Raw genomic sequence first — 18056 nt, 5'->3', positions numbered from 1 at the left:
GCCGACCAACGCTACCGATCCCGCGCCCCTTACCGAGGCAGGGACATGCGCCTAGCGAGGCGGCGGCACGCATCTACCGAGGCAGCGGCACGCGCCGGATGCCGCCGTCGCGAGCGTCCGCGGCCTCCACCTCGTCGCGGGTGACGCCCAGGATGAACAGCACCGCGTCCAGGAACGGATGCGAGAGCGCGGCATCGGCGACCTCGCGCAGCGCGGGCTTGGCATTGAAGGCGATGCCCAGTCCGGCGGCATTGAGCATGTCGATGTCGTTCGCGCCGTCACCGACCGCGACGGTCTGCTCCATGGCGACACCCGTCTCGGCCGCGAAGCGGCGCAGCGCAACGGCTTTCGCGGCCCGGTCGACGATCTCGCCGGTGACCGCGCCGGTCAGCTTGCCGTCGCGGATCTCGAGGGTGTTGGCCTGCACGAAGTCCAGTTCCAGCTCATGGGCCAGCGGCTCGATGACCTGACGGAAACCGCCGGATACGACACCGCAGCGGAAACCCAAGCGGCGCAACGTGCGAATGGTGGTGCGCGCGCCCGGGGTGAGTTCGATGCGCTCGGCGACCTCGTCGATGACCGAGGCGTCCAGACCCGCGAGGGTGGCCACGCGCTGGCGCAGCGATTCGGCGAAGTCGAGTTCACCGCGCATGGCGGCCTCGGTCACCTTGCGGACCTCGTCCTCGACACCGGCGTGGGCGGCCAGCATTTCGATGACCTCGCCCTGGATCAGGGTGGAGTCCACGTCGAAGACGATGAGGCGCTTGGCCCGTCGTGCCAGGCCCGCGCGCTCGACCGCGACGTCCACGCTCTCCTTGGCGGCCACGGCGGCCAGGGCGGTGCGCAGTTCGGTCTCGGATTCGGCGTCGGCGGTGGGCACGGTGACCATGAGCTCGAGGCCGGTCACCGGGTAGTCGGCGATGCCGCGGATGGAGTCGATGTTGACCCGTTGTGCGGCCAGCTTGCGCGCGATGGCGCTGAAGGCGCGGGCGGTGACCGGGGAACCCAGCACCACGACCGCATGCGTGGACAGCTTCGCGCCGGAGACCGCGCTCGCGCCGATCGCCACGTCGACTTCCATGCCGATGGACGCCATGGCGTCTTCGAGCTGATCCTGCAGGGCTTCGGGGTCGCTGGGACACGACACCAGCACACCGAGCGTCAGGCGTCCCCGGATGACGACCTGTTCCACGTCCAGCAGGCTGACCCCGTTATTGGCCAGGGCGGCCAGAAGTACCGATGTGACGCCCGGCTTGTCGGGTCCGGTGACCGTGACCAGAACCGTCGTGTCAGACGTGCTCAATCGATGACTCCTATCTCGGAAAACGCACCGACCATGCCATGCGATGCGCTGCTCATTCTGTCAGAAACGGCTGTGCCCATTTAAACGGCAATGGCGGCCGTCTCGGACGGCCGCCATTGTCGGGGTCAGGCTAGCTGGAAACCTTGTCCAGCTCGGCCACGTGGTGGGACTTCGAGCCCCAGCCCACGTGGGCTTCGGCGCGCATGCGCTCGACCATGTGCGGGTAGTGCAGCTCGAAAGCCGGACGCTCCGAACGGATCCGGGGCAGCTCGTAGAAGTTGTGTCGCGGCGGCGGGCAGGACGTCGCCCACTCGAGGGAGTTGCCGTAGCCCCACGGGTCGTCGACGGTCACGACCTCGCCGTAGCGGTAGGACTTGAAGACGTTCCAGATGAACGGCAGCATCGACGCACCCAGGATGAAGGCACCGATCGTGGAGATGGTGTTCAGGGTGGTGAAGCCGTCGCTCGGCAGGTAGTCGGCGTACCGACGCGGCATGCCCATGTTGCCCAGCCAGTGCTGCACCAGGAACGTGGTGTGGAAGCCGACGAAGGTCGCCCAGAAGTGCCACTTGCCCAGACGCTCGTCCATCATGCGGCCGGTCATCTTCGGGAACCAGAAGTAGATGCCCGCGAAGGTGGCGAACACGATGGTGCCGAAGAGCACGTAGTGGAAGTGCGCGACCACGAAGTAGGTGTCGGACACGTGGAAGTCGATCGGCGGGCTCGCGAGGATGACGCCGGACAGACCACCGAAGAGGAAGGTCACCAGGAAGCCGACCGACCAGAGCATCGGGGTTTCGAAGGTGAGCTGGCCTCGCCACATGGTGCCGATCCAGTTGAAGAACTTCACGCCGGTCGGGACCGCGATGAGGAAGGTCATGAACGAGAAGTACGGCAGCAGCACCGCACCGGTCGCGTACATGTGGTGCGCCCACACGGCGATCGAGAGGGCCGCGATACCGAGCGTCGCGTAGACCAGGGTGGTGTAACCGAAGATCGGCTTGCGGCTGAAGACCGGGAAGATCTCCGAGACGATGCCGAAGAACGGCAGCGCGATGATGTACACCTCGGGGTGGCCGAAGTACCAGAACAGGTGCTGGTAGAGCAGCACGCCACCGTTGGCCGGGTCGTAGATGTGACCGCCCAGGTGGCGGTCGTAGGCCAGGCCGAACAGCGCCGCGGTCAGCAGCGGGAAGGCCAGCAGCACCAGCACCGAGGTGACGGCGATGTTCCAGGTGAAGATCGGCATCCGGAACATGGTCATACCCGGGCAGCGCAGGCAGACCACGGTGGTGAGCATGTTGACACCACCGAGGATGGTGCCCAGACCGGAGACGGCCAGACCCAGGATCCACAGGTCACCGCCGACACCGGGCGAGTGCACGATGTCCGAGAGCGGGGCGTAGGCGGTCCAGCCGAAGTCGGCCGCGCCACCGGGGGTGATGAAACCCGCGGTCGCCATGGTGCCGCCGAACAGGTACAGCCAGTAGCTGAACGCGTTCAGACGCGGGAACGCCACGTCGGGGGCGCCGATCTGCAGCGGCAGGATGATGTTGGCGAAGCCGAACACGATCGCGGTCGCATAGAACAGCAGCATGATCGTGCCGTGCATGGTGAACAGCTGGTTGAACTGCTCGGGCGACAGGAACTGCATCCCCGGCCGGGCCAGCTCGGCGCGCATCAGCAGCGCCATGATGCCGCCGACGAGGAAGAAGGACATGGCCGTCACCAGGTACATGACGCCGAGAACCTTCGGGTCCGTCGTGGTGACCATCTTGAAGATGAACGAACCCTTCGGACCCGTCCTTGCAGGATAGGGCCGAGCCGCCTCCACAAGGCTGGCTGGCCGCGGTTCTACGGCAGTCACGAAACCTCCACAGGTATGCCATCGTTCGTACGCTGCTTCCGGCGTCCGGTTCGGCAGTTAGACGAACGACGGTTGGCTTGCGCTGTGAGAGATCGTAAACCGTGTTCCGACAGCGCTCGCGACGGGTCCTACTCTGTGTCGTATTTCGGCGGCGCCAGTGTCGTAATTGGGAGTGGCGAGGCACCGTTGTAGGCTGCCCGGCATGCCGGTGCGCGAGTCCGCTTCCACCCGAAACACGTTCGCCTCCACCTTTTCCTCTTTGCGCGGTTTGCGCAGTGTGGGATTGGTCTCGGTGGCGCTGCTGACGACGGTGGGCCTAGCCGCTGGATGCAGCAAGACCGACGACAACTCGGCGAATATCGTTCGCACGACCACGAATATCGCGGGTGCGGCCGTGGTCGGCATCGAACGCGACACCAGCAAGGCGTGCCCGCTGCCGTCGAGCCCCGACGCCACCTCCGGGACGAAGTCGGTCACGCACGCGTCGGGCACCTCCGATGTTCCGGCCGATCCCAAGCGCATCGTGGTGCTGTCCACCGCCGCGCTGGACGCCACCTGCGCGCTGGGTCTGTGGGAGCGGGTGGTCGGCGCGACCACCGTCGCCGGGACCTCGCCGCAGCCCGCCTACCTGGGCACCGGGGTCCTCACCATCCCCGCGGTCGGCCTGGCCGACAGCCCCGATCCCGCGAAAATCGCTGAGCTGAAACCGGATCTGATCATCGGCCCGGCCGCCGACGGCAACCAGTACGACGCCTTGAAGGGCATCGCCCCCACCGTGCTGGTCGGCGACGAGAACGGCTGGCAGGCCACCTTCAGCGGTTTCGCCGAGGCCATGGACCGCAAGACCGCGGGCACCCAGGCCCTGGCCGACTACCGCACCGCCGCCAAGGACGCGGGCACCGCCGCCAACGCCGCCCTCACCCAGGCCTCGGTAATCCGCTTCGACGCCAACGACATTGCGGTCCAGGGCGGCAACAGCTTCGCGGGCCAGGTCCTCGGTGACGCGGGCGTCCAACGCCCCGCTCCCCAACGCGGCGACTCCTTCAACGTCACCACCCTGGCCACCGAGTCCGACCGCAACAAGCTCGAGGGCGACCTCATCTTCCTCATGTTCGACGGCCCCGACGGCCTGAAATACGGCAAGTCCGTCATGCAGAGCGACGACTGGAAAAAACTCGCCGCCGTCAGCGACCGCCGCGAATTCGCCGTCGAGGACTCCATCTGGCACGGCAGCGGCATCACCGCCGCCCGCGCCCTCCTCGACGACATGCGAGCCAACCTCAACGGCTTCGTCACCGACTGATCCCGTCATCCCGGCATGTCTTTGGCCGGGATCCAACGCGCACAGTGGATTCCGGCCAAAAGCACGCCGGAATGACGAAGGCCCCGGGCATTTCGCTCGGGGCCGTTCGCTGTCTCGGGAGCTAGAACTCCCAGTCCTCGTCTTCGGTGTTGACGGCCTTGCCGATGACGTAGCTGGAGCCGGAACCGGAGAAGAAGTCGTGGTTCTCATCCGCGTTCGGCGACAGCGCCGAGAGGATGGCGGGGTTGACGTCGCACTCGTCCTTGGGGAACAAGCCCTCGTAGCCGAGGTTCATCAGGGCCTTGTTGGCGTTGTAGCGGAGGAACTTTTTGACGTCTTCGGTGAGGCCGACCTCGTCGTAGAGGTCCTGGGTGTATTCGACCTCGTTCTCGTAGAGCTCGAAGAGCAGCTCGAAGGTGTAGGCCTTGAGCTCTTCACGCTCGGCCTCGGAGACGAGTTCGAGGCCCTTCTGGTACTTGTAGCCGATGTAGTAGCCGTGCACGGCCTCGTCGCGAATGATCAGGCGGATCATGTCGGCGGTGTTGGTGAGCTTGGCCCGCGAGGACCAGTGCATGGGCAGGTAGAAGCCGGAGTAGAAGAGGAACGACTCGAGCAGGGTGGACGCCACCTTGCGCTTGAGCGGGTCCTCGCCGTTGTAGTACTCGAGCACGATCTCGGCCTTGCGCTGCAGGTTCCGGTTCTCCTCGGACCAGCGGAAGGCTTCGTCGATCTCGCGGGTGGAGCACAGCGTGGAGAAGATGGAGCTGTAGCTCTTGGCGTGCACCGACTCCATGAAGGCGATGTTGGTCATCACCGCTTCTTCGTGCGGGGTGATCGCGTCCGGGATCAGGCTGACCGCGCCGACCGTGCCCTGGATGGTGTCGAGCAGGGTGAGACCGGTGAAGACTCGCATGGTGAGTTGCTTCTCATTGGCGGTCAACGTGTTCCAGGATGGGATGTCGTTGGAGACCGGCACCTTTTCCGGCAACCAGAAGTTGCCGGTGAGCCGATCCCAGACCTCGGCGTCCTTCTCGTCCTGTACGCGGTTCCAATTGATCGCGGTTACTCGATCGATCAGCTTCACACCCGCTCACACACCCTTCTCAGCTCGCCTGGCCCTGCGGAGTCTTCCTGCCCTGAACACTACTACTGGTGGACGACAACCCCGCGCAGCACAACACCTTGTGTCTTCAAGGTGTCCTGCGAGAATGCGAAAAGGGTCTGGGCACGTACGCCACCGACGGCAGAAAATTACAGCCGTGCAATCCGTCACAGCGAGCCGGGGTGGCCGAGCCGCGCGGCGGACCCGGTTTGCCGATCCGATGCCGACACCCGGTGAAAAGTCCTCGACGGGGTGGGTGGTTCCGTGAGAGGGTCGGGAGGCGCTGGCGGCGAAGGGGTTTGCCGCTCGATCATTTTTCGATCATTTTCCGCTAAGGCCGTGACCGGAACCGTTGGGCAGCCGTCCGGTATGCCCTACTCTCTGCCTCTGTGCGTGTTTTGGTGCTAGAGGACGACTACCAGCTCTGCCGCGAGGTAACCGATGGGTTGCGCTCGGCCGGGTTCGCGGTGGACCTCGCCCAGAGCATCGCCGACGCGGATTTCAAGATCTCCATCAATCGTTACGACTGCCTGGTGGTCGACCGCGGCCTGCCCGACGGCGACGGCCTGGACCTGGTCGCCGGGGTGCGCGGCTCCGGGCACACGGTGCCCGCGCTCATGCTCACCGGCCGCGACGGCCTGCACGACCGGCTGGCCGGATTCGAGTCCGGGGCCGACGATTACCTGACCAAGCCCTTCGCGCTGCCGGAGCTGGTGATGCGGGTGCGGGCCCTGTGCCGCCGCCGCGAGCAGCCGACCAGTTCCCGGATCGCGGTGGCGGACATCGATATCGACCTGATGCGCCGCCGCGTCACCCGCGGCGGCATCATGCTGGCGTTGACGCCCAAGGAGTTCGCGGTGCTGGAGCTCATGGCCACCCGCCGCGGCAGCGTGGTCACGCGTACCGATCTCATCGAATGCTGCTGGGACGAAATGGCCGAGCCCGCCTCGAATGTGGTGGATGCGGTGGTCGCCAAGCTGCGCCGCAAGCTCGGCGAGCCCAGCGTGATCGAGACCGTGCGCGGCACCGGATTCCTCATCGGCGGTGCGCTCTCGTGAGCGCGCACCGCTCCCCCGTGGTGGCCCGAATGAATCGGGCGCGCTGGATCATGACCGCGCTGGCCACCGTCATCACCGCGGCGGCCGTGCTGATCTTCGGCTACGTCGCCGCCTCGGTCGACGCGCACGCGCGCGAGACGCGGGCCAACGATCAGGTCGAGCGGGTGGCGGGCGGGTTGGCCCGCGCGGTCCAGCACGACGACAAGCAGGTGCTGGACCTGTCCACCATCGTCGACGACGAGCTGGCCAAGGGCTCCACGGCCGTGGTCGTGGAGGTCCGCAAGCCGGGTGAGACCTGGAAACAGGCGCACATCTATCAACGTTCACTCATGCCCGACGACGCCCAACTAGCCACGCTCGCAACGCAAATCGAGGACGGCGCGGACGGCATCCTCTACCAGGGGCACCGTTACGACGGCACCGACATCACCGGGCGCTCGGTGACGGTCGCGGGCACCCCGGTGTTCTGGAGCGACTGGGACACCATCGTCGTCATCCTGGCCGGAACGGCATCCATGGCCGACCCGGGCGCGCATCGAACCCTGGTGTGGGAGTTGACGATCGGCGGCGCGCTGCTGGTGCTGCTGTCGGCCGCGGCCACCTTCCTGCTCTCGGGCCGCAGCCAGCGTCAGGCATTGCGGCTGCTCGACGAGCACGAACAGTTCCTGGGCGATGCCGCGCACGAATTGCGTACACCGCTCACGACTTTGAAGCTGCTCACCGAATCCAAGCCCAAACCGGACGAGGTGCAGCAGACGCTCGCGGAGGCCCGCCGACTGGCGGATCGCATGGCGCGCTTGGTGACCGGGCTGCTGGCCCGCGCCCGCATGCAGTCCGGCATCGCCGAACCCGAGCGCACGCTGTTACGGCTGGATCAGCTCGCCGAGGCGGTGGCCGAGGAGGCCGGGGATCCACGGCTGGTGGTGACCGCGCATCCGAGCGTGGTGGTCGGCGATCCCCAGCTGTTGAGCCTGGCCATCCGGAACATGCTGGAGAACGGGCTGACCCACGGCGCGGTCAATCGCGCCGCGCCCGTGGAGGTTCACGTGGCGGAGGGCCGCGTGAGCATTCGCGACCACGGTCCCGGCGTGGACCCGGTGATGTCGGCCAGCCCGTTCAATCGCGGCGCGGCCGGGCGTACGGGACGCAATGGCATCGGATTGGCGCTGGTGGCGTGGGTGGCGCAGGCGCACGGCGGCAATGCCTCCATCGAGCCCGCGGTCGGCGGCGGCACCATTGCCACGCTGTGGTTGCCGCCCGCGGACATCACGGTGGGCAATCCGGTCGACGCGCGGCGCTGATTCCCGCACGATGGCTGTGTGGAGGTTGTCGGAACGGGACTGAGATCACTGACGCTGGTGCGACACGGCGAGAGCGTCGTCAATGCCGCGCCGTATACCGGCAGCGACGAGTTCATCACGGGCATAAGCGATTCCGAGGTACCCCTGACCGAGCGGGGAGTTGCGCAGGCGGTGGCGGCCGGGCCGCGACTGGCCGGGTTCGAGCCGGATTTCGACCTGGTGCTCTGCTCACCGTATCTGCGTACCCGGGAAACCGCCCGCCTGGCACTGAGCGCCGTGGCCGCTCCACCGCCGCGCTACGACGAGCGACTGCGGGACCGCGAGACCGGAATCTTGTTCGGCCTCACCACGTTCGGGATCGAGCGGCGGCTCCCCGAGGAGCACCGCCAATTACAACGGGTGGGCCGTTTCTATCATCGCCCCGCCGGCGGCGAGTCCTGGCCGGACGTCGCGCTGCGCCTGCGCGCCGTGTTGCGCGAATTGCACGGCCACGTCCTGATTTTCGCCCACGACATCACAATCGTTTTGACCCGCTACATCTTCGGCGAGCTCGATATCGCCGACCTCCAGGCCCAGACCGGCGCGGAGGTCGGCAATGCGTCGATAACCCGTTGGGAGCGAGACAATTCCGAAATGCTGTCTATTCTCTATAACGACACGAGCCACCTGTCTTGATCGACTCTGGGGTCAGCCGCCCCCACTTCGGTGAATATCAGTACAACAATTTTCGCGGCGGCGGCGACCACCGGGCGTAATCATATATGTGAACGGTGTCAATGCCCCGAGACACAATCCTCGATTCGAGCCCGTCATCGATAACATTCGCCGCGCCTGCCCCGGTCATCCGACCAGGGACCGCACGGTACGTCGATACCTTGCGGCACAACATGTTTACGTGCTGTTCACCTACGAGGGTTGACTATAGGCAATTTCGGACACGCTCGAGTTGACGGCGGAATTCCCGTGTGGAAGTTTGCACTCGGACTCCCGTGTGCTCGGCTCAGAGTTGCCACGGTCTTTCGGAGGAGTAGTTGGCAGTGCGTCTTCGTCTGCGGCAGGAAAAGCCCGGGGACAGACCGGATTCGGATACCGCACCGGTCGGCGGGCATACGCGGCGGGGCGGCGTCGAGATGGGCGGCATCCTGCGCGCGCGGACGATTCGCGGGCAGCTGTCCCGAATCCTCGCGTTCGCTTTGACATTGGTGATCGTTCTCCTGGCGGCCACCGTCGATCGCGCGTACACCGACTACCGCGAGGCCGACAACACCACGCGCGCAGTCTCACTCGCGCTGAGCGTGCAGGACCTCACCGACCAGTTGCAGCGCGAGCTCGGGCTCAGCAACGGCCTGCTCGGCGGCGACGGCAACCTGGCGCAGCCGCTGCTGGCGCAGCGTCACAGTGTCGATTCGACGCTCGGCACGGTCAAGGCCGCGGCCGACTCGAACGCGCCGGGCGCGGATCAGGTGCGCGCGGCGCTGGGCCAGCTGAATCTGTTGTCCAACACCCGCACTCAGATCGACACCCGCCGCATCAGCCGCCCCGTGGTGCAGCAGTTCTACAACGACGCCCTCGGCAAGCTGAACCGCCTGACCCTCGGCCTGGACCAGGCCAACGACCCGGAACTGCAGCGCGGCCTGCAGGCGTTCTACGCGCTGGGCTCGGCCAAGGAGCAGTTCGACAAGGAGCGCGGCTTCCTCAACGGCGTCTTCGTGGTCGGCCACTTCTCCGGCGGCGAGTACAGCCAGTTCACCGAGATCCGCGCCGCCAAACAGAGTGCGCTGCAGTCCTTCTCGCGCTATTCCGACAAGGACCGGCAGGCCGATCTGGACGAGGCGATGCGCGGCGACGCCGCCACCTGGGCCGATCAGGCCGAGAGCATCGCGCTGGCCTCCGGTGACGGCCCGCTGGCGCGCCCGGTCGATCCGGCGACCTGGTGGCTGCGCATGACCGGCGTCATCGACGCGCAGCGCACCGTGCAGAAGGCGGTCGGCGCTGCGGTCCAGGCCCGCGCCGATTCGTTGCGCGGCAATGCCGAAGCGGCGCTGATCGCCTTCCTCGTAGGCGCGGCGATCGCCATCATCGCCATGATCGCGCTGGTGCTGGCCTCGGTGCGGGCGCTGGTGCGGCCTTTGGCCGCGCTGGCGAACGAGGCCGACGAGGTGGCCTCGCACCGGCTGCCCGAGGTCATCGACGCCTGGTCGCACGCCGCCGACACCCACCCGGACGCGCCGCCGCCGGTGCGGACCCCGGCGGGCGCGAGCACCGAGATCGCCGCCGTGGCAGACGCTTTGGATCGCGTGCAGACCACCGCCTTCGAACTCGCCTCGCAGCAGGCGCTGGTGCGGCACAACACCACCGAGTCCATGGGCAACCTGGCGCGGCGCAATCAGAACCTGGTGCACCGCCAGCTCGCGCTGATCAGCGAGTTCGAGCGCGAGGAGCTCGACCCGCAGGGCCTGGCCAACCTGTTCGAGCTCGACCACCTGGCCACCCGCATGCGCCGCAATGCCGAGAGCCTGCTGGTGCTGGTCGGGGAGAGCAGCCCGCGCCGGTTGTCGCGACCGATCGCCCTGGTCAACGTGATTCGCGCGGGCATGTCCGAGGTGGACGACTACCGCCGCGTGGTACTGCGCCGGGTGGAGGACGTCATGATCGCGGGGTCGATGGCCAGCGAGCTGTCGCACATGATCGCCGAGTTGATCGAGAACGGCCTGGCCTTCTCGCCGCCGGATCTGGAGGTCGAGATCTACGGCCGCCGGGGACCGCAGGGGTATCTGCTGGCCGTGGTCGATCACGGCGTCGGCATGTCGGCGGAGCAGCTGGAACGCTCGAACGCCAAGCTGCGCGGTGAAGAGGACTTCATCGTCGCGCCGACGCGGTACCTGGGTCACTACGTGGTCGGTCGACTGGCGCAGCGGCTCGGCGTCCAGGTGGAGCTGAACACCTCGCCGGTCAGCGGCATTGTCGCGCGCCTGACGCTGCCCGCGGAAATGCTTGCCGCCGACCAGGATCAGCATCCCGAAACGGTGCAGGCGCTGATCACCGGGACCATGGTGGCCCCGGTGTGGGGCGCGGATTCGGAGTCCGCCCCGGCCGCGGTGGAGCCGCCACGCGCGTCCGCCGCGCCGACTCCGGCGCTCACGGCGAGTTACGCGTCCGCCGCGCCCGCGCTCCAGGCTCCCCAACCGGAGATCGCGGCCCAGCCGCAGTACACAACCCAGTCACACCCCGTAGCCCAGCCGCAGTACACCACCCAGTCGTACCCCGTGACTCAGCCGCAGGTCGCGCCCCCGACGCAGCCAGCGCGCCCGGCGGAGGTTGCGGCCACGCCGAGGGTGGCGGCCTTCCCGGACGCCGCGGGGCCCGCCACCGGCGCCACCCCCGTCGTGCGCACCACCCGTAATGGACTTGTGAAGCGAGACAAGCGGTCTCGCACCGAAGCCCCCGGGCCGCAGTCCCGCCCCGAGACCGGCCGCACCCAGCGCCCGGAATCCGGTGCGGGCCCGGACCGGACCCCCGAGGAAACCCGGACCATGCTGTCGTCCTTCCGCGCCGGTCACGAGCGCGGCGCCACGATCGCCCCGTCCGTGCCGAACGCAGAGGAGAATTGGTGAGCACCCAGCTGCCGAGCGCCACCCCGCATACCTTCAACTGGATGCTCGCGAATTTCGTGCGAGACACCGCGGGTGTGCGCGACACCGTCGCGGTCTCCTCCGACGGCTTGCTCATCGCCATGTCCGACGGTCTCGACCGGGCGGGCGCGGACCGGTTGGCCGCCATGGTGTCCGGGCTGGCCAGCATCTCCCGCAGCGCCTCGCGCAGCTATGCCTTCGACGGCCTCAAGCTGATCATGATCGAGATGAAGCGCGGCTTCCTGCTCGTCTCCACCATGGGCACCGGCAGCTTCCTCGGCGTGATCGCCGACGGCAACTGCGATGTGGGCCTGGTCGGCTACGAGATCTCCGTGCTGGCCGAGCGTGCCGGTTCGCTGCTGGATCCGGCGTTGATCAGTCAGCTGCGAGAGAACATGCGCCGATGAGACCTTCGGACTACACCGCGGGGGCGGATCCGGCCGACGAGCACAACAATTTCGTGCGGCCGTTCGTGGTCACCGGCGGCCGCACCACGCCCGTGATCGACGGGCTGCGCATCGAAACCCTGGTGCAGGCACCGCCGTCGGCGTTGTCGGCGCCGTTGCAGCTCGAGCAGCGCGCGGTCGTGCAGCTGTGTCAGCGGCCGTGCTCGATCGCGGAAATCGGCGCGCTGCTGCATATTCCGGTCGGTCTGGCCAAGGTGATCGTGAGTGATCTCGCCGCCGCCGGCTTCCTCGCCGTGCGCGAGGCCCCCGAACTGTCCGTCGCTGCGATCGAGAGGATCAGGGATCTTGTTCGGGCACTCTGACACCCGCGCCGTACCCGCCTCCCCCAGCTCGGCGCCGATCCTGCCGTCCTCGGTGAAGATTGTGGTCAGCGGCGGATTCGGGGTCGGCAAGACCACGTTCATCGGCGCCATCTCCGAGATCGAGCCGCTGGCGACCGAGGCCGCCATGACCGAGGCCGCCATCGACGTCGACGATCCCGGCCGCCGCGACCAGAAGACGCAGACCACGGTGGCGCTGGACTTCGGCCGCATCACCCTGGACCGTTCGCTGATCCTCTACCTGTTCGGCACGCCCGGCCAGGACCGGTTCGTGTTCCTGTGGGACGACCTGGTCGACGGCGCGCTGGGCGCGGTGCTGGTGGTCGACACCAGCCGCATCGACGACTGCTTCCCGGTGCTGGACTACTTCGAGGATCGCAATACGCCGTTCGTGGTGGTGGTCAACCGCTTCGAGAACGAGACGCAGTTCGATCTCGACGAGGTGCGCGAGGCGCTGGAACTCGACGATCACATTCCGCTGCTGGAATGCGATGCGCGCGACCGGGAATCGGTCAAGAACGTCCTGGTGGCGCTGCTGGAGCAGGTGCTTTTCCACTTCGTAACGGTGTGAAGGAGACTCGACCCGTTGTTCACCACCCGTCCTACCCTGCAGGGCACCTTCGGCATGGTGTCCTCCACCCATTGGCTGGCCTCGGCCACCGCGATGGCGGTGCTCGAGGACGACGGCAATGCCTTCGACGCCGCCGTCGCCGCGGGCTTCGTGCTGCACGTGGTGGAGCCGCACCTCAACGGCCCCGCCGGTGAGGTACCGATCATCCTCGCGCCGGTGGGCGGCGCGGCGCGGGTGCTGTGCGGGCAGGGGCCGGCGCCCGCGGGTGCGACCATCGAGCACTACCGGGATCTCGGGCTCGACCTGGTCCCCGGCACCGGTCCGCTGGCCGCCGCGGTGCCGGGCGCGTTCGACGCCTGGATGCTGCTGCTACGTGATCACGGCACCAAGCGACTATCCGAAATCCTGTCCTACGCCATCGGTTACGCCGAGCACGGGCATCCCGTGGTCGAGAATGTCGGCCGCACGGTGGCCGAGGTCGCGGAGCTGTTCGAGACCGAGTGGACCACTTCGGCGGCGCTGTACCTGACCGGCGGCCGTCCGCCCGAACCCGGTGCGCTGCTGCGCAATCCGGCTCTGGCCGCGACCTGGCGGCGCGTGATCGCCGAGGCCGAGGCGGCCGGACCGGATCGCGACACGCAGATCGAGGCGGCCCGGCAGGTGTGGCGGCAAGGCTTCATCGCCGAGGCGCTGGCCGCCGCCGCGGCCCGGCCCGCCATGGACACCTCGGGCGAACGCCACGCGGGCACGCTCGACGGCGCGGATCTCGCGAAATTCGAAGCCACGTACGAGGATCCGGCGACCTACACCTGGAACGGGTGGACCATCGCCAAGCCCGGGCTGTGGAGTCAGGGACCGGCGTTCCTGCAGCAGTTGTCGCTGCTGTCGGAGCTTCCGGCCTACGGCATGCCGGAGTATTACCACGTGCTCATCGAGGGCTCGAAGCTCGCGATGGCCGACCGCGAAGCCTGGTACGGCGACAATCCGACGGTGTCGCTCGAGGCCCTGCTGTCGCCGGAGTACAATGCGCAACGCCGCACGCTGATCGGGTCGCAGGCGTCGGCTGAGCTGCGGCCGGGCAGCCCGGAGGGGCGGACGCCGCGGCTGAGCGCGTACGCGCGGTCGAATTCCGTTGGCGTGACGCCGAGTTCGCTGGGTGCGGGCGAGCCGACCGTGGGCTCCAGCGGCGCGACCCGGGGCGACACCTGTCACCTCGACGTGGTGGACCGCTGGGGCAATATGGTCGCCGCGACGCCCAGCGGCGGCTGGCTGCAATCCAATCCCGTGGTGCCGGAACTGGGTTTCCCGCTCGGCACCCGCTTGCAGATGGCGTGGCTGGAGCCGGACCTGCCGAATTCGCTGACCCCCGGCCGTCGTCCACGCACCACCTTGAGCCCGTCGCTGGCGCTGCGAGACGGGGTCGCGGTCATGGCGTTCGGCACGCCGGGCGGCGATCAGCAGGATCAGTGGAGTCCGCACTTCCTGCTTGCCGTGGCGCTGCGCGAACAGGTGCGCGGCGGCCTCGACCTGCAGGGCGCGATCGATGCGCCGAACTGGCATCAGGAAAGCTTCCCCGGCTCCTTCTACCCGCGCACCATGAATCCCGGTGCGGTGGTGGTGGAGTCGCGGATCGGCGCCGAGGTGATCGACGAACTCGAGCGCCGAGGTCACCGGGTCACGGTCGGCGGGCCGTGGTCGGAGGGCCGGTTGTGCGCGGTCGCGCGCGACCCCGAGACCGGCGTGCTCAGTGCCGGTGCGAATCCGCGCGGCATGCAGGGTTACGCGGCCGGTCGATGATCGAACATCTCATGAGAATGACCTTCCCTTTTCGTCCTCGGATCTCGAAGTAGGTTGTCGCCCATGCTCGTTCGCCTCTCCAAACTGCTGGGGCTCACCGCGGTGGCCGTCGTGGTGGCCTCCTGCGCGTCGCCCCACGAAGCCGGTAAGACCGGAACGCACGCCGACGATTTCGGCACCCCCGTGGGTACGCAGTCGGTGCGTGCCGGCGGTGATCTCGTGATGGGCCTGTCGTCCGAACCGGACAAGCTGGACCCGACCACCTCCAGCTCGCTGTTCACCCGGTACGTGATGAGCTCGATCTGCGAGAAGCTCTACGACAACGACTCGGCCGGAAACCTGGTGCCGCAGTTGGCGACCGCGCTGCCGACCGTCTCCCCGGACGGGCTGACGGTCACCATCCCGGTCCGCACCGGCATCAAGTTCGCCGACGGCACCGCCTTCGACGCCGCCGCCGTGCAGACCAGCCTGCAGCGGCACCTCACCGCCAAGACCTCACAGCGCACCAGCGAGATGGGCCCGATCGCCGCCATCGACGCCAACGGCCCCGGCGAGGTGGTGCTGCACTTCAAGACGCCGTTCGCGCCCATCACCGCCGCGCTCGCCGACCGCGCGGGCATGATCATGTCCCCGGCCGAACTGGCCAAGGCGGGCGACAATTTCGGTGACAACCCGGTCTGCGTGGGCCCGTTCAAGTTCGTGAAGCGGGTGCCGCAGACCTCCATCGTGGTCGAGCGCGATCCGAACTACTACGACGCCGCGCACGTGCACTTCGACACCATCACCTATCGGATCATGGCCGACGCCAATATCCGTGCGGCGAACCTGCGTTCGGGCGATATCCAGGTCGCCGACTACATCTCGCCGCAGGACGTCGACGAGCTGTCCAAGAATTCACAGCTGCGGCTGCTGCAGGCGCGCTCGCTCGGCTACATGGGTCTGTACCTGAACGTCGGCAATGTGGATGGCGCGGGCAAACCGGCCAAGCCGATCGACACCCCGCTGGCCAAGGATCCCCGTGTCCGCCAGGCACTGTCGTTGAGTATCGACCGCACCGCGATGGTCAATACCGTGTTCAACGGCTGGTACGAGGGCACCTGCTCGCCGATCGTGCCGGGCAGCGCGTTCGCCACGCCCGCCGGAACCGACTGTGCCGCTTACGATCCGGCGCGCTCCAAGCAGCTGCTCAGCGAGGCCGGTGTGCAGATGCCGTACCACATCAAGTTGCAGGTGCAGAACAGCCAGGACCGGATGCGGTACGCGCAGGCGCTGCAGGCCGGGATCGCCGAGGGCGGCTTCGCACTCGACATCATCCCGACCGAGTACGCGACCCTGCTGGACGCCCAGAAGAGCGGTGCGTACGAGGCGATCCTGCTGGGCTGGTCGGGGCGACTGGACCCGGACGGCACCATCTCGCGGTTCGTGACCACCGGGTCGAGCGGCAACTACAGCGGCTACAGCTCCCCGCAGGTGGATGATCTGCTCGGCCAGGCCGCCCGCACCGGCGACACCGGCAAGCGCGCGGAACTGTACGCGCAAGCGGTGCAGATCGTTCAGAAGGACAACCCGTACCTCTACACCTACCGTGAGCGGCTGCTGACCATGCATTCGACCAAGGTGACCGGTGTCGAGATGTACCCGGACGGTGTGGTGCGGCTGGGCAAGGCCGCGTTCCTCGCAGGCAACGGCTGAGGTTCGATGCGTCTCCGTCTGCTCCGCGTTCTCACGCTCGGTGTCGTAGCCGTCGCGGTCGCCTCCTGCTCGCATGCGCAGCAGGCGGCCGAGATCGCCTCGCACGCCGACGATTACGGCACGCCGGTGGGTGATCAGCAGGTCCGCGAGGGCGGCGACCTGGTGATGGGCCTGTCCAACGATCCCGACCGGCTGGACCCGACCACCTCCAGCTCGCTCTACATGCGCTACGTCATGAGCACGATCTGCGAGAAGCTCTACGACAACGACTCCTCCGGCAACCTGGTGCCGCAGCTGGCGACGGATCTGCCGAAGTTCTCCGATGACGGTCTGACGGTGACGATTCCGGTGCGCACCGGCATCAAGTTCGCCGACGGCACCGCCTTCAACGGGGCCGCGGTGGAGACCAGCCTGAAACGGCACCTCACCATGGAGGGGTCGCAGCGCAGCGGTGAGATGGGTCCGATCACCGGCATCGACACCGACGGCGACAACCAGGTGGTCATCCACTACAGCACGCCGTTCGCGCCGATCACCGCCGCGCTCGCCGACCGGGCCGGGATGATCATGTCCCCGGCCGCATTGAAGGAGGAGGGGAAGGACTTCGGCGATCACCCGGTGTGCGTGGGCCCGTTCAAGTTCGCGCAGCGAGTGCCGCAGACCTCCATCACCGTCGAGCGCGACCCGAACTACTACGACGCGCAGAACGTGCACTTCGACTCCATCACCTACCGCATCATGGCCGACGCCAAGTCGCGCGCGGCCGCGCTGCGTTCCGGTGACATCCAGGTCTCCGACACCATGTCGCCGACCGACGTGGACGCGTTGACCACGGATCCTCGCCTGCACCTGCTGGTTTCGGGATCGTTCGGCTTCCAGGGCTTCTATATCAATACCGGCAATGTGGACGGCGCGGGTAAGCCGATCAAGCCGATCGACACGCCGCTGGCCAAGGATCCCCGGGTCCGCGAGGCGGTTTCGCTGAGCATCGACCGCCAGGGCCTGGTGGATCGGGCGTTCAAGGGCTGGTACGAGCCCGCCTGCACGCCGATCGCGCCGCGCACTTCCTATGCGACGCAGGCCGATACGTCCTGCCCGGTGTACGACCCGGCGCGCTCGCGCAAGCTGCTCGCCGACGCGGGTGTGCAGACGCCGTATCCGATCACCATGCAGGTCATGAATGTCTCCGACCAGCTGCAGTACGCGCAGGAGCTGCAAACCGATCTCGCCGCGGGCGGTTTCGATCTGCGGATCGTGCCGACCGAGTACTCCGCCATGCTGGCCGCGCAGAAGAGCGGCAGCTACGAGGCGCTGTTGCTGGGCTGGTCGGGGCGGCTGGATCCGGACGGCAATATCTCCCGCTTCCTCACCACCGGATCCACCGGTAACTACAGCGGTTACAGCTCGCCCGCGCTGGACGACGTGCTGGCCTGGGCCGCGCACACCACCAGCCCGGCCCGGCGCGGTGCGCTCTACGAGCAGGCGGTGCGCTTCATCGCGCGCGAGAACCCCTACATCTACACCTACCGGCTGCGGAACCTGACCGTGCACTCCACCCGGGTGACCGGCATCGAGGTGTACGCCGACGGCACCGTCCGGCTCGGCAAGGCCGCGTTCGTCGCGGACCGGAACGGCTGAGAAAC

14 protein-coding genes are annotated in these 18056 nt (G+C 67.5%); 11 read left to right on the top strand and 3 right to left on the bottom strand.

All coding sequences use genetic code 11. The features are described 5' to 3' along the window. Positions 1-73: 73 nt before the first annotated feature. Entirely contained in the window at positions 74-1303 is a 1230-nt protein-coding gene (gene serB, locus ACYVN4_RS30540) for a phosphoserine phosphatase SerB (RefSeq protein WP_460725456.1), read from the bottom strand. A 130-nt stretch (positions 1304-1433) separates the two neighbouring features. Next, positions 1434-3170, bottom strand: coding sequence for an aa3-type cytochrome oxidase subunit I (ctaD, locus tag ACYVN4_RS30535; RefSeq protein WP_460725455.1), 1737 nt, complete (start codon positions 3168-3170; stop codon positions 1434-1436). A 202-nt stretch (positions 3171-3372) separates the two neighbouring features. Between ctaD and ACYVN4_RS30530 the strand changes: the two genes are divergently transcribed. Then, positions 3373-4473 (top strand): iron-siderophore ABC transporter substrate-binding protein, encoded by a 1101-nt coding sequence (locus tag ACYVN4_RS30530; protein WP_460725454.1) that lies wholly within the window; start codon positions 3373-3375, stop codon positions 4471-4473. A gap of 121 nt (positions 4474-4594) precedes the next feature. On the opposite strand, the gene nrdF is transcribed toward ACYVN4_RS30530, so the two are convergent. Beyond that, positions 4595-5557, bottom strand: coding sequence for a class 1b ribonucleoside-diphosphate reductase subunit beta (gene nrdF / locus ACYVN4_RS30525; protein WP_379356827.1), 963 nt, complete (start codon positions 5555-5557; stop codon positions 4595-4597). 407 nt (positions 5558-5964) lie between these two features. On the opposite strand from nrdF, the gene ACYVN4_RS30520 reads away from it, so the two are divergent. The 10 genes from ACYVN4_RS30520 to ACYVN4_RS30475 all read left to right on the top strand — a co-directional run bounded on the left by ACYVN4_RS30520 (position 5965) and on the right by ACYVN4_RS30475 (position 18051). Continuing rightward, positions 5965-6633 (top strand): response regulator transcription factor, encoded by a 669-nt coding sequence (locus ACYVN4_RS30520; protein ID WP_460725453.1) that lies wholly within the window; start codon positions 5965-5967, stop codon positions 6631-6633. Beyond that, a complete protein-coding gene (locus ACYVN4_RS30515; protein WP_460725452.1) occupies positions 6630-7934 on the top strand; it encodes a sensor histidine kinase in 1305 nt (434 codons plus the stop codon). Before ACYVN4_RS30520 ends, ACYVN4_RS30515 begins: the two co-directional genes overlap by 4 nt. Before the next feature lie 18 nt (positions 7935-7952). Further along, the gene (locus ACYVN4_RS30510) at positions 7953-8609 is read left to right on the top strand and encodes a histidine phosphatase family protein (RefSeq protein ID WP_460725451.1); all 657 of its coding nucleotides are present in this window, start codon (positions 7953-7955) and stop codon (positions 8607-8609) included. Positions 8610-8971: 362 nt separating this feature from the next. Further along, a complete protein-coding gene (locus ACYVN4_RS30505; protein WP_460725450.1) occupies positions 8972-11548 on the top strand; it encodes a sensor histidine kinase in 2577 nt (858 codons plus the stop codon). Beyond that, on the top strand, positions 11545-11973 hold the full coding sequence (locus ACYVN4_RS30500) for a roadblock/LC7 domain-containing protein (protein WP_460725449.1): 429 nt from the start codon (positions 11545-11547) through the stop codon (positions 11971-11973). Before ACYVN4_RS30505 ends, ACYVN4_RS30500 begins: the two co-directional genes overlap by 4 nt. Next, positions 11970-12335, top strand: a complete 366-nt coding sequence (locus tag ACYVN4_RS30495; protein ID WP_460725448.1) for a DUF742 domain-containing protein — start codon at positions 11970-11972, stop codon at positions 12333-12335. Before ACYVN4_RS30500 ends, ACYVN4_RS30495 begins: the two co-directional genes overlap by 4 nt. Next, positions 12316-12924 carry a GTP-binding protein gene (locus ACYVN4_RS30490; RefSeq protein ID WP_460726754.1) on the top strand — a complete coding sequence of 203 codons (609 nt, stop codon included), beginning with the start codon at positions 12316-12318 and terminating at the stop codon, positions 12922-12924. The genes ACYVN4_RS30495 and ACYVN4_RS30490 overlap by 20 nt, the downstream gene beginning before the upstream one ends. 15 nt (positions 12925-12939) lie before the next feature. Further along, positions 12940-14721 carry a gamma-glutamyltransferase family protein gene (locus tag ACYVN4_RS30485; protein WP_460725447.1) on the top strand — a complete coding sequence of 594 codons (1782 nt, stop codon included), beginning with the start codon at positions 12940-12942 and terminating at the stop codon, positions 14719-14721. A 63-nt stretch (positions 14722-14784) separates the two neighbouring features. Next, positions 14785-16413: an ABC transporter substrate-binding protein gene (locus tag ACYVN4_RS30480; RefSeq protein WP_460725446.1), complete on the top strand. Its 1629-nt coding sequence runs from the start codon at positions 14785-14787 to the stop codon at positions 16411-16413. Positions 16414-16419: 6 nt separating this feature from the next. After that, positions 16420-18051: an ABC transporter substrate-binding protein gene (locus tag ACYVN4_RS30475; RefSeq protein WP_460725445.1), complete on the top strand. Its 1632-nt coding sequence runs from the start codon at positions 16420-16422 to the stop codon at positions 18049-18051. The last annotated feature ends 5 nt before the right edge of the window (positions 18052-18056 follow it).

This window comes from Nocardia heshunensis (assembly GCF_054782115.1).
Note: the sequence above shows the minus strand (reverse complement) of the source record. Positions and strands in the feature narration are given on the sequence as shown.

Coding starts and splice junctions, on each gene's coding strand:
- ACYVN4_RS30530 (WP_460725454.1), top strand. CDS start 3,373: ATGCCGGTGCGCGAGTCCGCTTCCACCCGAAACACGTTCGCCTCCACC.
- ACYVN4_RS30495 (WP_460725448.1), top strand. CDS start 11,970: ATGAGACCTTCGGACTACACCGCGGGGGCGGATCCGGCCGACGAGCAC.
- ACYVN4_RS30480 (WP_460725446.1), top strand. CDS start 14,785: ATGCTCGTTCGCCTCTCCAAACTGCTGGGGCTCACCGCGGTGGCCGTC.
- ACYVN4_RS30475 (WP_460725445.1), top strand. CDS start 16,420: ATGCGTCTCCGTCTGCTCCGCGTTCTCACGCTCGGTGTCGTAGCCGTC.